Here is a 15,833-nt window from a genome sequence, read left to right as displayed (position 1 = left end):
CATTTCCTCCTGCCTCCAACCTTCTCGGTGCTTAAAACCGACCTTTTTGAACTCGCACTTATAGTAAGCCAGCGATCAGTGCTACGTGGTTAATGCCCTGCATCTCCATATGACGCTCGCAAGCTTACTTTCCCTTGAGGTTGAAGTGGCGCTCGCGGACGCGGGAGACCGGCCTGGTGCGGGTCGATTCGAGGAAGACCGGGCCTACCCGGCAGCCGATCGAGAGCTTGTACGGACCGCCTGGAAACAGGCCCATCAGCGTATCGAGCTGCAGCTCTTCCTTCACGATCCGGATGCTTTCGCCGCTGCCCTTGAGCACGCCCACCAGATCGTCGTCTTGCAATATATTATGATCGTGCAGCAGCTGCATCGTTTTGCCGATGATCCGCTGCTCGTCAATTGCCCTCGTCAGTACATCCGAACTGGAGTGTGCGGTGATCAGGTAGAACAGGTCCAGCGCCAGCGGCGGATACCGCAGCCGGTCGCCCTGATCGATCATCTCGCTATTACGCACATCCATATTTTCTTTGACATCGTACAAATACAGACTGACGCTCATGTCGCCCTTGTCCTGCGGATGAGCCAGGCCGATGCCGTCAAGATGCGGCACCAGATCGGGCACCAGCCCTTCCCGCAGCACCTTGATCAGGGACAGGCCCGTATCGGCTATCAAGCTGTAATTCGCCAAGACGGCTCACCCCTTCCAATATTGCTCATAAGGCCCGAACCGGTCCTTCATCAGCAGCTTGCCGATCTTCTTGTACTCCTGGATGACGCTCCCCAGCAGTTGCTTCATCGACAGCGGCTCCCCCTCCTCGGCGGCCAGAAATGCGGCCGTCAGGACGATGTTTTTGATCGGCCCGCCCGTCAGCTCGAACGTCTCGCCGAGGAAGCCGTAGTCGATCTCTCCGGCAGGCACCGTCTGCGGAATCGCCGAGCGCCACAAGCGCTCGCGGTGCTCGGCGTCGGGGAAGGGGAAACGGATGATGTACTGAATCCTTCGGACGAACGCGTCGTCGAGATTCTGAGCGAAGTTGGTAGCCAGGATCGTAATCCCCTCATACTCCTCCATCTTCTGGAGCAGATACGAGGTTTCCATGTTGGCATATTTGTCATGGGCGTCCTTGACCTCGGAGCGCTTGCCGAACAAGGCGTCCGCCTCGTCGAAGAACAGGATCGCCCCGCTCTGTCCGGCCTGCTCGAAGATCTCGCTCAGGTTCTTCTCCGTCTCGCCGATATACTTGCTCACGATGCGCGACAGGTCGATCCGGTACAGCTCGGCCCGCACTTCCTTGGCCATCACCAGCGCCGACATCGTCTTGCCCGTCCCCGGCGGCCCGGTGAACAGCATGCTGATGCCCCTGCCGTACGGCAGCAGCCGGTCGAACCCCCACTGGCTGAGCACGGTATGACGATGCAGGAGGCGGTTGCACGCCTGCCGGAGCAGATGCATCGCGTCAGCCGGCAGGATCAGATCGTGCCAGTCCAGCCGCGACTCCATCTTGACCGCCTTGTCGCTCAGACGATGACTGAGCAGACTGTACGCCGCCGTCTGCAGCCAATCGCCTGCCGTACCGCCGCCGCCGCTCGCCTGCCGCCAATCCGACAGCTGGAGCGCATACTCCGCCGTAGCCCTGATCTGCCCCGGCGTGAAGCGGAACTTGCCTGCCAGCAGCGCGATCTCGCGTTCGTCCAGCGCCAGCGCCGGACCGGTCAGCGCTTCCCACAGCCGGACGCTCTCCAGCATGTCCGGCAGGCCGAGCGGGATGTCCAGCCAGACCGAGCCCGGCGGTCTTACCGGCGCTTTGAGCGGCTCGTCGCTCATCCAGAACACATCGCCGCCCCACTCGTGCAACTCCTGCAGCAGCAGTTGCACCCGCTTGTCGGCAGCTGTGCAGCGCACCGCCGGGATGGCATCTTGCAGCCTCGCCTCCAGCAGCACCTGAGCCAGCTCGTCCCGCAAGACATCCGCCTCTTGCGACGCTTCGGCAAGCTCCCACTCCAGCAAAGCGCGGCCGGTGGCAGCGCACAGATGTCTGGCGTGGAACGTCTTGCCGCTGCCTGATTGCCCGTGCAGGTTCCAGTGAACCGGATATTCCCCCCGGCTCAGCGCATAGTCTTCCATCCGCTGCCGGAGCTCTTCCTGCACGAGGGGCGCCTCCAGCAGACGGTTGCTCTCCAGATCGTAATAGGATAGGCCTGCCAGCGTATCCTGAACCCGCCAAGGCAGGTCAAGCAGATAGCTGACAGCTCGCGGCCGCAGCACCAAGGGCTGGGCCAGCATCGACACTTCTCTGCGGGACTGCACGGACGGCAGCGCTGCGAACAAGCCCCGGAAGGCGATCCGCGATCCGGCCCACCTCTCCAGCATCCGCCTCCGCTCGCCAAGGCTGCGGCTGCTGATGCGCAGCATCAGATCCAGCGACAGATGCTGACTGGACATATCGTCATGCAGATAGCCGTATAGTCTTAGATATTTGCGATTGACATGGGGCGCAAGCGCCGCAAGCAGCATCCGCATCTCCTGCTCCGTCAGACCGAGGGCAGAGCTCAGCCGCAGCACCGGGATCAGCCCGGCAGGGGCTGCCTGCAGCCTGGCCCGGATACGGGCCTCCAACTGGTCCAGCAGATAGGTCTGTTCATCCGACAACACCAGGTATGGCTCGTCGTCGTCGAGCAGCGCCCTGGCTTCCGCATCGGACAGATACATCCCGCGGAAGGCGTTGGCCGCTTCATCGATCTCTGCCGGACTTTGCATCATGCGCTGCATTTCGATCTCCAGCACAACATCCAGGCGGATCCATTCATCGAACAGATACTCCTCCAGATGCTGGTAAGGAGCAAGCGCTTGCGGCTGAGGCATGTCAATCTCACTCCCCGTTTGCTACTGCTTTATATTGTCATACGAAATACTCATTCACGCAACCGTTCTTTCGATAAAATCTAACATTTTTTTCATATCGGCCCGAACTTTAACACCAACAGCGCCATATCGTCATGCTGCGGCATCTCGCCGGTAAAATCCGCGACGGAGCCGGTCAAGCTCCGCACGATCTCATCCGGTTCCGCATCGCCCATCATCGACAGGCACTCGGCCAGTCTGTCCGGCCCATACCAATCGCCCGCCGCGTTCTCCGCTTCGGTGATGCCATCCGAGTACAGCACGAGCGTTTCACCTTCAGTCAGTATAAGGATGTTATCGGCATAGTCCGCGTCCGGGAATACACCTAACGGCAAATTTTTTTGCCCGGCCAGCAGTCTTGCTCCCCTCGGTCCTGCTACGTACCCCGGACAATGGCCCGCATCGCAATAGCGCAGCTCGCCGCTCGCTGTATCGAGGATGCCGAGGAACATCGTGGCGAACATCGTCGACTCCTCGCTGCTCAGCTCCCGGTTGATCTGGCGGACGATCGCGGACGGCTGAGCGGACAGCACCGTCTTGGCCCGGATCCAGATCATCAGCCCCGCCATGAACAAGGCCGCAGGCATGCCTTTGTCCGAGACGTCGCCGAGACAGACCAGCAGGCGTCCGCCGCCAAGATCCTGGAAGTAATAAAAGTCGCCGCCGACCTCCCGGGCCGGCTCAAGTGCGGCGCAGAGCTTCGCGCCGGGCAGCTGCAGGGCGCGGCCGGGCAGGTAGCTGCTCTGGATGCTTCTGGCAATCTGCAGCTCGCGCTCCATCCGTTCCTTGGCCGCCGTCGTCTCGCGCAGACGGTGCATGGACTGCTCCAGCGCCTCATAGAGCAGCATATTCTCCAGGGCGATCCCTACTGGGGACGCGATATCCTCCAGCAGCCGCAGCTGACGCTTGGAGAAGGCGCGCCCGCCACTGCGGTTGATCACCTGCAGCACCCCAAGCGTGCGGCCGCCGGAGCGGACCGGCACGCACAGCATGCTGCGTGTCGGCATGCCTACACGTCCGGCGACGCGGCTGGACCAGCGGGCATCGCGGGCGGCGTCGGCGATCCGGATCGACTCTCCGCAGGCCGCCACCCAGCCGGCGATGCCTTCGCCAGGCTGGAGACGGATCTGCTTCACCTCGCCGCCCTTCTCCCCGGTCGCGACCTCGAAGTACAGCTCGCCCGTCTCGTCATCAAGCAGGATGACCGAGGAGGCCTCGGCTTCCAGCGCCTGCTCGGCAGTCTCCATAATGAGCTGCAGCAGCTCTCCCCGCCGGAGTGTGGAGCTCAGCCGCAGACTGATCGCCAGCAGCATGGACGAACGCTGCCGCTCCCTGGCCATCAGCACGCCCGCGCCTGTCGCTGCGGCGGCAAGCACGGACGCCAGCCATGCCGCTTTCAACTCAGCCACCCTCCTTCGCTGACGTGTAGGCTGCGGCCGCTTCCAGCGTCGCGAACAACGGGAAGATCTGCGTGAAGCCGGAGATGTCCAGGATCTCCCGGACATTGTCGCGCAGCAGACAGAAGGCGACGCGCCCTTCGTCTGCCCGGCTCTTCTTGACGGTCAGCAGCATGACGCGCAGACCTGCGCTGCTCACGTAGTCCAACTCGTCCAAGCGGAACACGATGCGCCGGCAGCCTCCGTCCCACAAGCGCAGGAAATGCTGCTCTGCCTGCGTCATCGAGGCGCTGTCGAGTCTGCCCTTCCACTGAATGACGACGACGTCGTCCACCTGTTGGATTGTAATCTCCATTCACTTACCTCCCATATTCATAGCCGCTCGCCCCGTGCCGGCGGCAGTCAGTCGGCTGGGCTGGCCTTGTACATGCGGAGTACATTGCACCCGTCGATGCGTCCATAGCTGAGTTCATCCATGGACCGCTTGATCAGCCAGATCCCCAGCCCGCCCAGCGGACGCCGTTCCGCCGGCAGATCCAGCTCGGGATCCGGATGCAGGAGCGGGTCAAAAGGGGGGCCCTGATCACGGAAGACCGCCAGCAGGCCGGGACCGCCCGGCCCTTCCGGTCCAGTCGTCCCAGAGCCTGACAGCTCCAGTGTGAAGCGGATCGGTCCGGCTGACGGTTCCTCCTTGCAGCCGTGAGTGATGATATTGACAAACCATTCCTCGCAGGCAAGCAGTACACTGCCGGCCGACTCTTCAGGCACGGCGTGCGTGTGACAATACCCGCGGATGCTGGCCCCGAGCCGTTCCCACTCGGTCAGAGAAGCCGTCAATTGCAGCTCGATCCTCGCCATGATCCGTCATCCCTCCTTCCGCGCCGAGTCTAGCTCAGCTTGAGCAGCATATGCTCCAGGTTGCGCAGCCGCTGGCTGACCGAGCGGAGCAGCCCGACCCCGATATCGGGATACTGACGCACCAGCTTGGCCGCTTCGTCCCCGGCAATCTCGAGGGCGCGCACATCGCCAAGCAGCGCCTGCGCCGAGACGACCGAGGGCTGATTGTCGAAGAGCCCCGCCTCGCCGAAGGTCTGCATCGGTCCGAGCAGCGCCACGGTCCCTTCCACCCCTTCGTCGTTGACGCCGCTGAGCTCCACCTGACCTTCGACGATCATCACCAGCGACCCGCCGCTCTCGCCCTGCCGGTGCAGGAATTGTCCCTCGCGGTACATCCGCTCCTCCGCGATGCTGGCGATCCGCCCCAGCTCCTCGACAGAGATCTCATGAAACAGAGGGACCTGCTTCAGGAACACGATCTTGTCCAGCGCGTTCAAGTATTCCCATGTCTGTGCCAATTCTGCTTCTCCTTTCATGGCGCCGACCTTGACAGCAATCGCCTGCAGCCAGGGATCTGTCGGCAGCGTGTGCGTGAAGTCGAGCGACTCCTGGAGCGCCGCGCGCAGCTGTGCATGACGCTGTTCTCCCGGGTCCTGGATGCTCTGGTAATACAACAGCAGCGCGCCGGCCAGCCGCGGGTGGTCCATCCCCTCGGAGAGGATCTCCAGGCCGTGGTCGCGCGTCTCCTCGTCGCCTTCCTCGATCGCCCTCCGCAGCTGCGGGATCGAGCGTTCGTCGCCGTAGCGGATCATGATGGCCCAGATCGTGTCCAGCAGCATCCGGTTCACTTCATTGCGGCGCTGCCGCGCCAGCTGCGTCCATTGTTCTTGACCTGCCGCCTCGATGCTCTCCAGTATCCGGTTGCCCGCGCACAGCTCCATCAGCTTGCGGATGCACGCCGGTGCGACGAGCTCGGCGATCTGCCGATCTGTGCCGATGCGGTCCACGGTCAGCACGGCCGCCCGCCAGATGTCTTCATTGGGCGAATCCAGGAACCGCTTCAGGTCCTCAACCTTGCCGGCATCCTGAAGCGCCTCTTCGATGATCAGGCTCATCTCGCGGTCTGCGCCGACCAGCATATCCATCAGGCTGGTGACGATATCGCTGCCGCCGATCCTGCCGATTGTCCGCACTGCGGCATATTTGAGCGCAGCCGACGTATCGAGCATACAGAGCATGACATCGTACAGCATCGGCGTCAGCCGCCGTTCCCCGACCAGACGGCAGGCCGCCACCGCGGCGTCGCCGCCTAGCTGGAGCAGCTGCCGGAGCTCCGTCTCCAGCTCTGCGTCATCCTCCCAGACGCGCAGCGCCTCGAGCTTGACCGGTAGCGCCGGATCGCGGTATGCGAGCTGCAGCCATTCCGCTTTGTCCGGCCTGCCGGAGGCTGCCGCCTGGCGGGCTACTACCGCCCGGACCGGATCGGACGGGTCCTGCAGCCATTCGCGGATCCGCCCGGCAGCCATCGCACGCCAGCCCTCGGCATGGACGGCTGCCAGCGCGAGCGCACGCACATCTCCTTCGTGGCGGTCCGCAAGCCGCAGCAATGTCTCCGATGCCGACGCATCAGGCTCCTCCGCCAGCCACTCCAGCGTCATCCGCTGGATGTGACGGTCAGCGCTATCCAGCTTGGCGACAAGCGCCTTTCTGGTATCCTGGCTGCGCAGCGACTCTACAAAGTCCTGGTACAGATTCTTGAGCGAGCCTGTCGCCGCCTGCAAGTAATGCAGCAGCTGCTGGAGATACAGCCTGCGGATATACCAGGCCAGCAGCATCAGGATGACGGCCATGCCCAGGCCGACCAGCGCTTGGCCGGACAGGCTCCAGCCGAATCTGGAATGCAGCATGGCCACGCCCGAGCCCAGCAGGATGCCGGCCGATGCCGATATGCTCTGGGCGGTGAAGCGCAGGCCGTCTCGCTGCTGCTGCGGGTACATCTTGAAGAAGAGCTGGAAGCTCGGTTCCGCAAAATAATATAGCAGCAGATACGTGAAGCTGTAGCCGACAGACACGGCAAAAAGCGCGCTGGCCGTGCCCACCAGCGGGGCAGCCAGCACGAAGCTCAGGAAAAACACCGCCGTAATGCCCAGCACCATGTTGCTGGCGCCAAGCCAGGCCATCAGCTTGGCGGAGAATAGCTGCAGCACAAAGGCGCCGCAGAACAGCACGATGACCATGAGGCCATAAAATGCCGTCAACTCTTCTTCCGTATGGAACACCGATTGGGCAGCGGTGAAGTATTGATACTCCATGACGTAATATACGGCGGGCAGCAGCGTCATGACCCCGACGACGACCAGCAGGAACGGGGTCTTCAGCATCAGCTTCATCGACCGGCCGACCGACCCCATCTCCTCCGCGCCTTCCTCCGGACTGAGCGCCGAAGGCAGCAGGTATTGCTTCAACGCGCTGCGGAAGTTCGGAAAGCCCAGCAGGAGGATAACGGCGCCGAGCAGATAGAGCATCTCCGCGCCGAGCAATGGCGCCAGCACCCGGGACAAGATCCCCGCCACGATGCCCCCGATGATCGCGAGCAGCACAAAGACCGGCATGACGCGCTTGGCCTGCTGAGTCGGACACAGATCGAAGGCGGTGCTCCACATCAACAGCGTCTGCTGCCGGACAACAAAGCTGGACACCAGGAACAGGATAAAGTAAAAGAACTGCCATTCCCCGCCCGTCCAGGTAAACAAGAGCAGTACCGCACCGCCCGACAGACCGATGCCGACAAACAGCAGATACAGCGAGATCATCAGGCGCTTTTTGGGAACCCGCTGCGACAGATAGGACAGCAGCCACCCTTCAAGCGGCAGCAGCAGCGCTTCAATCATATACATGACCGGCAGGTACTGGGTGCCCAGCCTGCTGTTGAAGATGCCCATATATGCCGTATAGTTGACCATCTCGGAGATTCCGGCCAGCAGGAACACCACGCCCATGACCATGATCTTCCTGCGGTCCTCGTATCTCAGATTGAAGAAAGCCTGCAATCGTCCTGCCACTTGTCCGCTCCACCTTGCTTGTATGTATAGTTTATCCGAGCCGCTTCGAGATCAACTCCGCCGCCCGCTGCTCCTCGGTCCCTTCCGGGATGTCCAGCAGCTTGAGCGCCCGCTTGAACGCCTTGTCCTTGCCTGCCGCCGCCCCGCGTGCCAGGAAAGCGGCAAAGCCCTTCATCACAAAGGCAAAGCAGTCAGCCACCGAACGGAAGCCCGCCGCCCGCAGCCGCTTGGCGCGCTGCTTCTTCCGGCGGTCCGGCGGATAAGAGCCGATGCCGAGATGCCGGTCGACGACCGACTCCTTGTCCGGACTGCCGCTGCGGTACCGCTCCACGATGGCCAGCACGGCCAGCGACCCTTTGATCCCCAGCAGCAGGTGCATCCAATATTCGCCGCTCCGGCCTGACAGCATCGCCAGTCCCGCCTCGCCGGAGCGGACTTCCTCCGGCCCGGAGCCAGCCTTGTCTTGTGGACGCTTATTATCACGTCCGCTCTTCGGTTCTTCTCCTTGTCCGCCCGCAGGTTGAGCTCCCGCCTGCCCCTGCTCCGCGTCCTCTCCGCCTGCCAGCCCCAGCAGCGAGAGCAGCGCCGACGGCAGCCCACCGGCGTCGATCTCTTCGCCCTCCCCTTCTCGCATCTGCCCGGCATGCGCTGGAGATTCGGTGTCCGTGCCGGAAGCTCCGGCGCCCTGAGAACGGCCGGGTCCGAACCGCTCCGCCATCCGCAGACCATCCCGCACGGCAGCCCAGTCGACCCACTCGCGCTCCAGGAGCGTCAGCGTCATCTCTCTGGTGAAGGTGCGGACAGAGAGGCTGCGGAACCGCAGCATTCGATGCATCGCCAGCTGCTTCTGCGCGGCGGACAGCTTCTCAAACCGCAGCATGAGAGCAGCTTGCCCTTGCTTGATCGCCTTGTAATTGAGCCACAGCAGAATCTCGCGGTACGGATGCAGCAGACCGGACGGGTTGAAGCTGCGCTCGGCCTGCGCCGCGCCCCGCTCCCGTTCGTCGGCTTCCTTCTCCGCCTCGCCCTTGCGCAGCTCGACATGCTTCACCCCGCGAACGGAGCGGTCGAAGCCGTCCAGGTCCAAGGTGTAGCGTTCGCTCTGCAGCGCCGGTCGTCCGAGCGTATTGAGCAGGGCCGCCCGTTTCTGCGCCATCGTCAGCGCATAGAATCGCCGCAGCAGATCCTGGCGGCCGCCCGCCTCTACATGGGGGAACAGCCAGCGGGCATAGCGGGCGAACTTGGGCTCGCGCGGCAGCAGCGGACCCGACCCGGAGACGGCAACCGATTGCGCCAGCTTCCGCATCGCCTTGTTCCCGATGGCATGCTGCAGCCTGGCCGGCTCGTCCTCCTCGCGGGCGGCCGCGTTGCCGGCCGCAGGTCGCTTGCGCTTATCCTCGTCCAGCTTATCCGTATGTTCGCCCGGCGGCGGCATTTTCCCATATGTACGCCTCATCCCATGCCCCCCTGCGATCGCGCCCGGCTCCGGCCACGCATGTAGAGCAACCGCATTTTGTCCGTTTCAAATTCTGGAATTTTGATTAGTTCTACATGCCTACCCCGTTCCCCTGCCAATTGGTGAAAAAAATGTCGACATCACGCGATTGGTCTCCCTAATGCCGGTGCAGCGAAACGGTTGGGTCGGGACTAGCTTACAGCAATAACCCCAGCCTCTGATTCGAGTCCGGGGTTATTGTCTGCCGTCAACGCTGGTCTTGATGATCCAACAGTCTTAGAATCAATGTCACCGCTTCTGCACGTGTAGTTTCACCTTTGGGAACAAACATCAGATTAGAGCGGCCTTGTACAATCCCCAATTCTGTTGCGGACCTAACGGCCGGATATGCCCAAGCCTGAATCTCGTGTGCATCTCTGAACGGCACTGGTGTAGTCCCTGCCCCCTCCAGCTCATGCATGCCCGGCGCGCGCATGATCATAACCGTAATCTCGGAACGAGTTATCCGTTGATGCGGCCGGAAGGTGCGATCCTCGAAGCCTTGAACGATATGCGCCGCTGTCGCTTGCGAGACTGCTTCTCTTGCGTAGGCCGGGATCTGGTCGCCGTCTGCATACCCGATCCCCTCATCGAGCCGGGGCGCAAGCTGCAGCGCCCGGGCAAGCATCGTCGTAAACTCCGCGCGCGTCACCGGATCTTGCGGCTTAAATGTACCGTCGGGAAAGCCATGAATCCAGCCCATCTCAACCGCTCGGAGGATATGTTGTTCCGCCCAGTGATGCTGAACATCACGGAAGCTCGTTGGTTTTTGGTCCGATTCAATGGACACGGTCATCGTTAATTGCGGTTCGCTCGTCACACTTTCAACCTTGGTATTCACCAGCTTCGCCCTGGTCAGTGTAATATCGGCCTCCCCAGGCGCAAGGGTCTCAAACTGCAAAGCTGCAATTGGTGAATCGTCGTTCCGCCCCTTGCCGTGACCGATCATCGTATGCGCGAAGGTAATCCTGCCCTCCTCAACTATCGGGGGCACCGTCAGACCTTCCCAATCCGTGGCCGCACTGCGAAAACGAAGCTTGCCGGCATCATAGGTCAGACGGATCTCGTAGCCATAGACATCTCTCAGATCCCGAGCGTCGATCTTTACGTCCACGACGTGACCTATACGGGCTGTCATCTTGAAATCAGCGGTAGACCCGTTGAGGGCGAATACAGCCTCTTCTCCGGCGAATGCGGCAGGAGAACAAACGGATAGCATCAGCAGCATGGATAGCAGTATCCAGACTGTTGAAAAGCGGGGCCTCAAGGTAACGGATCGTTCTTCCGATCGCTGTTGTTCCCAGATTTCTTGATTTTGGATCCCTTTTAAAGGGGGAAATCCGGGAACAAAGGCGAACGCTACGCTTCTCCAGAATCGATTCCGCACCCATCGGCGCTTTTTCAACAAGCTGAGTAACGCACCTGTTTTTTCACGCAATCGCAACGTCTCCTTTATCAATGAAGCTTAATCCATCGCCTTACTTGGCAAGGATAAGTCTGGCCAGCATGACAAGGTCTTCAATATCAATGATGCCATCATTGTTCATATCATAGGCCTTCACTTGATCCCAATCGGGGCTATCGCTGGTCTTCCCGTAAGCCTTGGCCATATTGGCCAAATCGCCCACGCTCACCCGGCCATCGTTGTTGAAGTCCCCCGGTATCGTCGGCTTTTGAATCTGGATGGTATGCGTTGCCCCGCCGGCCCCGGATTCCACTCCCGATTCATCTGCGAGAATCAGATTCGAGACGCGCACATTGGCCATACCTACGATATCCTTGGCCTGATACTTCAGTTTCATGACATCCTGGTTCGGCTTCGTCTGCAAGTCGCCCAGATGGATGCCCAGGATCCGGGTCGATCCCGCTTCCTCGACATAATCGACGACCAGGAAGTTGTCACTGTTAAGCGACAGCGGCGAGCCTACGGCATCCAGCTTATCGGCATCGTATTGAATGGTAATATCTTGCGCAAGTACATTGTGCTGCACGCCTCGCAAGCCGTAGATGACGTCCAGAGACTGACCGGGTCGCACGATGTGTTCACCTGCAAGCACTGCGGAAGCGGCAGCTGATACAGACGTGGTCTGTGGATAGAGATCGAACCGATCGAATGCAGGCGTGTATTGGCGCGGTACGGCGGTATAATGCGTAAAGCCTTGCGTACCCGATCCGTTATTGCCTCCGTATGGATTGGAACCGCCGTCATAGGTATTATTGTTGGAGAAGCGGATCTTGTTCATGCCGGCCTTCAGCTCAACGTCGATCGTTTGGGTGGCGAATTGATGCCAGGATATCGTATTCTTGAAGAAAACCGTTTGCGGCTCGCCTCCGTTGACGCTGATCTGTGCATATCTTTCCACAACATCGTTGTTATAGGCATGCGTTCCGGCGCTTTCCCCATTTGCATAGGTAACCACCAGCTTGTATAGGCCGTCTGCCGGAACCTCGATCGTGTCGATCTCCAGATAGCGTTCCGCGCCGTCATAGGACGTTATCCCGTTCACATACTTGCCGCCCGACGTGTATCTGGCGAATTCCCCTGCCCGGATGAGAGGCAGCTCAGATCCCGCCGGCTCTCCGACAATCACACTCTCTTCGGCTTCGATCGAGAAGATCGGCGTCTGACCTGCAAAGACCGCATCCACATAATCCAAGCTGAAGCCTGCACTCGCCTTCACATCGATCAGATTGATGCCGGTACGCAAGAACATCTGCAGCCGTGCATCCTGCCATTGTCCATTTGTGTCCACTACCGGAATATCTGCCACGTGCTTGCGATCGTGATCTAACCGGATATGACCGCTGCTGTCGGCCGCATATCGAATCGTCACATCGTACATACCGTCATCAAGTACGCTGACGACAAATCGTGTATTGGCCCCTGCCATCTCCCCGTACCCTGTCACATACCCTGCGCCTTCAAAGCCGCCCAGGCTGCTGCCTCGCACAAGTCCCCGAGCTGTATCGTACTCGGCAAATTCCGCCTGGACGCGGTAGGCCGGGCTAGCTCCCCGTTCGCCGTTATACGTCAGTTCCATAGCATCCAGCGTAGCCTCGCCTTGACCCGCCTCGCCTGTATCCGGATTGAACTTGCTTATACTTATCGCATGAGTTCCTTCCTCCAGGTCGATGTAGATTGTATTGCCGCCGAGCAATTGCATATTGTAATCTGCCCGCAGCACCACTTTAAAGGACGGCTGATCATCGATCTTGATGAACCATTCCGAATTGATTCGTTGATTCGCCTGACCCGTGTTGGCTTGATTGGGCATGTTGGCCGTGGCGCCGCTGCCGCCGATCAGATCAAGTCGATAGCTGCCATCCGCGGGAACAGTGACGTTCGTCCACTTGACTACGCTATCCTGCTGTCTGATCCCCTGTACGTATTGTCCGTTCGACGCCGAGCGGTTCGCATTGCCGCTGACCGGATATACGCTGGCTGTTGTTACATTCGTCTTCACCTCGGCATGCTCCGCTTCGAAGCGCTTGAACCACACCTCATGCGAGTCGCTGTTCACAGCGGGGGTAATCACAGCGAAGTATGCGGCGGTATAGTCATCCAACTGGACATCCAAGGTTACTGAACCATTTTTCACCGGATAATTGCGATCCACGATCTGCGTGGGTTCGACAAGAAAACCTGTCAGACCGGTATAGCCGGCATGCCAGACCGTGACATGCACCTGCTCGGCACCGGCCAGAAATGCCGGGCTGTTCGCATGACCCGTCACGTGATTGAACACAATCGAGCCGCTGCCTTTTGTTCCCCCAAACGCTATGCTAACCTGCTCTTTCTCATCCTGGATGGAGGATAAACCGTAGAGTCCCGGACCATAGGCGTCTGTCTCACTACGCGCGGTCGTGACGCCGACCTTAGCCATGTCGCCTCCCATCATATCGGCATACCACTTGTACAGCCACCATGAGCCGTTCGGTTCATTTTGCCCGGCAAGCAAGGAGCCGTAGGAGTTAGCCGTATTCCAGTAGGGCAGCATGCTGTTCATCTTCAATTCATCATAGCGCGCGATATATTGCACCAGCGATCCGCCTACTGCGATCTCTGCCGGAGCGGCATATTCGTTAATATCTACCTTGATCGGAAAAGGCAGCTCACGATCGGGATACAGCTCTCTGTACCTCGCCGCAGCTTTCTCTTCTACACTGCGATAGGTTGCGATATTCCCCGCAGCCTGAGCGAATGCTTTGTTCCACAGCATATGCCAGCTGGTGATCTCGGGCAGGCAGTCGTGTTCGACGCAAAAAGGAATGAAATCTTCAAATACCTTGGCCCCATACTGAGTGAGGTTGACGCCTGAGATCACGGCGCCAGGGTCAATCTCCTTGATTTTGTTCGTTACCGCCAGCCAATCGTTGTTGAATACGGCTCTTGAGTTTCTGCCCGTCTGGTTGTCCGCCAGCAATTGCGGGTAGCGTGTGTTGTCCTGTTCCGGCTCATTATACGGAATATAAATGAACTTCTCATCCGGATTCTGACCCGGATTTTCAGCCGCCCATTGTTGCTTGAATGCTTTCACAGCCTCAGTAATCGGGATGACTGCCTCATTGATGTATTGTTCAGCCGTTCTCGAAGGATAGTACCAGCGCTGATAGTAATCCTGCATGACGATATTGACCACTTCGCCCCCGGCTTCGAAGAAATAGTCGGCCACCCGCAAGGCATCGCCGGTCGGATGCTGGATGCCGTTCGGCGGCTTCTGCGTAATATGCGAGGGCTTGATCGGAATCAAGGTGTTGATGTCAGGGACGTTAGGCTCGCTGATCGCATACAGCGCGCCCGCCGAGCCATGGAACACGGGACCCAGAGAGCGGTCCGCCAGATCCACTGTAATTTTTGCCGGGACCTCTCCAGCAACCTCCTCATGCTTCGTCTCCTCATACAACGCATCTACCTGCTCTGCGGTCAGCTTGGCATTGTACAAACGGATATCATCAAATTTCCCGCGCGTATCGCCGTCCGACGTGTAGAAGGAGCGGCCAAAGTCATTAAAGGTCAACGCATCCAAAAAGTCTCGCTGGAAGAAATGGTCCAAGGTCGTGGCCAGTGTGGCCTCTGCTGTGCTGTTGCCCGGATCGATCCGGCTTGCGCCGATGAATCGTCCATCGAAGTACACCTCATACCCGCCATCGCTTGTCATCGTGATGGCAATATGCTGCCATCTCCCCCTTGCAGGGTTGGCGTTCCATACGATATCGCCTCTGTAGCTGGCCACTTCATTCGGATTGGTACCGGTATAGACCCGATTATTAAACGAGCCGCCGCCGGCCACGACAACAAATTCCGTATCCCGCCAGCCGTTTATGCCGCTGTTGGACAAGCCCTTCTCACCTATTGTCGATGATAGCAGACGTGTATAAGAGCCTGTTGCCTGGTCAAGATTCGCCCATACCGCGAACGTCAGCTCTTCTTCGACCTCACGGTACAGATGATCCGGCAGCTCCAGCCACCCGCTCCCGTTTGAGCCCCCGCTCAAGGAAAGGACATCGCCCCGCAGCTCGTCGGTTACGATGGCCGCAGTTCCTTTGAGCGTTGCCTCATCGGCACTCTCCTGCGGATTGGCGCGATTCACAATCCCTGTCTCCCCGTTCATCAGCTCCGGATCAAAATCCCAATAAAAAAGCGGGGATGCCGCAGACATGACTTGTAAGCCCGGCACCGGTTCAACCGCCTGATCCTCCGATATGGATGCGCTTGCAAAAAAAGGCGGCAGCATGACTGATAATGCAAGCATGCTCAACATGGAACGTTTGACATAGGTTCTCAAAATCATCTCACCTCTTGACATTTTTTTGTCTCCCTGCAGTTCAAGGCCATGCATGCTACAACGCCCGTTTCTTGGTCGCCATACCTGCTACACCCTCCCTCATTACCATTGTCTGTTCTGTTCAATGATTATGATAAAGCAAGGAAAACCGTAATGAAATCAAGGTTTTTTACTCGTCATGCTCCTTTCTTTACGACCTCGGATGATCCCACGCGCTTTGGCTGTCCGGACATGCACTTTTTTTATTGTCCCTTTCTTTTTTTGACAATACCTGCTCACAGAAGCTTAGAAGCGTGGTGAAAATTAGGCCTACGTTGTGCGGATCGTCCTTCCGATCGCTGTGGTTCCCAGAAT

9 protein-coding genes are annotated in these 15,833 nt (G+C 59.5%); all 9 read right to left on the bottom strand.

Annotated elements, in window-relative coordinates; all coding sequences use genetic code 11:
• Positions 1 to 124: 124 nt before the first annotated feature.
• Positions 125 to 688 (bottom strand): Pvc16 family protein, encoded by a 564-nt coding sequence (locus tag ABC336_RS22260; RefSeq protein WP_413240726.1) that lies wholly within the window; start codon positions 686 to 688, stop codon positions 125 to 127.
• Positions 689 to 694: 6 nt separating this feature from the next.
• Positions 695 to 2,863: an AAA family ATPase gene (locus ABC336_RS22255; protein WP_413240725.1), complete on the bottom strand. Its 2,169-nt coding sequence runs from the start codon at positions 2,861 to 2,863 to the stop codon at positions 695 to 697.
• 92 nt (positions 2,864 to 2,955) lie between these two features.
• A complete protein-coding gene (locus ABC336_RS22250; RefSeq protein ID WP_413240724.1) occupies positions 2,956 to 4,302 on the bottom strand; it encodes a PP2C family protein-serine/threonine phosphatase in 1,347 nt (448 codons plus the stop codon).
• A gap of 1 nt (position 4,303) precedes the next feature.
• A complete protein-coding gene (locus ABC336_RS22245; RefSeq protein WP_413240723.1) occupies positions 4,304 to 4,654 on the bottom strand; it encodes an STAS domain-containing protein in 351 nt (116 codons plus the stop codon).
• Positions 4,655 to 4,701: 47 nt separating this feature from the next.
• Positions 4,702 to 5,157, bottom strand: coding sequence for an ATP-binding protein (locus ABC336_RS22240; protein ID WP_413240722.1), 456 nt, complete (start codon positions 5,155 to 5,157; stop codon positions 4,702 to 4,704).
• A 29-nt stretch (positions 5,158 to 5,186) separates the two neighbouring features.
• Entirely contained in the window at positions 5,187 to 8,198 is a 3,012-nt protein-coding gene (locus ABC336_RS22235; RefSeq protein ID WP_413240721.1) for a cyclic nucleotide-binding domain-containing protein, read from the bottom strand.
• Between the two features lie 31 nt (positions 8,199 to 8,229).
• Positions 8,230 to 9,654, bottom strand: coding sequence for a hypothetical protein (locus ABC336_RS22230; protein WP_413240720.1), 1,425 nt, complete (start codon positions 9,652 to 9,654; stop codon positions 8,230 to 8,232).
• A gap of 247 nt (positions 9,655 to 9,901) precedes the next feature.
• Positions 9,902 to 10,921 (bottom strand): S-layer homology domain-containing protein, encoded by a 1,020-nt coding sequence (locus ABC336_RS22225; RefSeq protein ID WP_413240719.1) that lies wholly within the window; start codon positions 10,919 to 10,921, stop codon positions 9,902 to 9,904.
• Between the two features lie 250 nt (positions 10,922 to 11,171).
• Positions 11,172 to 15,500, bottom strand: a complete 4,329-nt coding sequence (locus ABC336_RS22220; protein WP_413240718.1) for a LamG-like jellyroll fold domain-containing protein — start codon at positions 15,498 to 15,500, stop codon at positions 11,172 to 11,174.
• Between the last annotated feature and the right edge of the window lie 333 nt (positions 15,501 to 15,833).

The sequence above is a fragment of the Paenibacillus jepli genome (assembly GCF_047238105.1).
Lineage (GTDB): Bacteria > Bacillota > Bacilli > Paenibacillales > Paenibacillaceae > Paenibacillus_D.
This window is presented reverse-complemented; position numbering and strand designations above follow the sequence as displayed.

What these genes read in the sequence shown, in the direction of transcription:
- ABC336_RS22220 (WP_413240718.1), bottom strand. Translation starts at nt 15,500, where the DNA reads ATGTCAAGAGGTGAGATGATTTTGAGAACCTATGTCAAACGTTCCATG.
- ABC336_RS22255 (WP_413240725.1), bottom strand. Translation starts at nt 2,863, where the DNA reads ATGCCTCAGCCGCAAGCGCTTGCTCCTTACCAGCATCTGGAGGAGTAT.
- ABC336_RS22230 (WP_413240720.1), bottom strand. Translation starts at nt 9,654, where the DNA reads ATGAGGCGTACATATGGGAAAATGCCGCCGCCGGGCGAACATACGGAT.
- ABC336_RS22225 (WP_413240719.1), bottom strand. Translation starts at nt 10,921, where the DNA reads ATGCTGCTGATGCTATCCGTTTGTTCTCCTGCCGCATTCGCCGGAGAA.
- ABC336_RS22245 (WP_413240723.1), bottom strand. Translation starts at nt 4,654, where the DNA reads ATGGAGATTACAATCCAACAGGTGGACGACGTCGTCGTCATTCAGTGG.
- ABC336_RS22240 (WP_413240722.1), bottom strand. Translation starts at nt 5,157, where the DNA reads ATGGCGAGGATCGAGCTGCAATTGACGGCTTCTCTGACCGAGTGGGAA.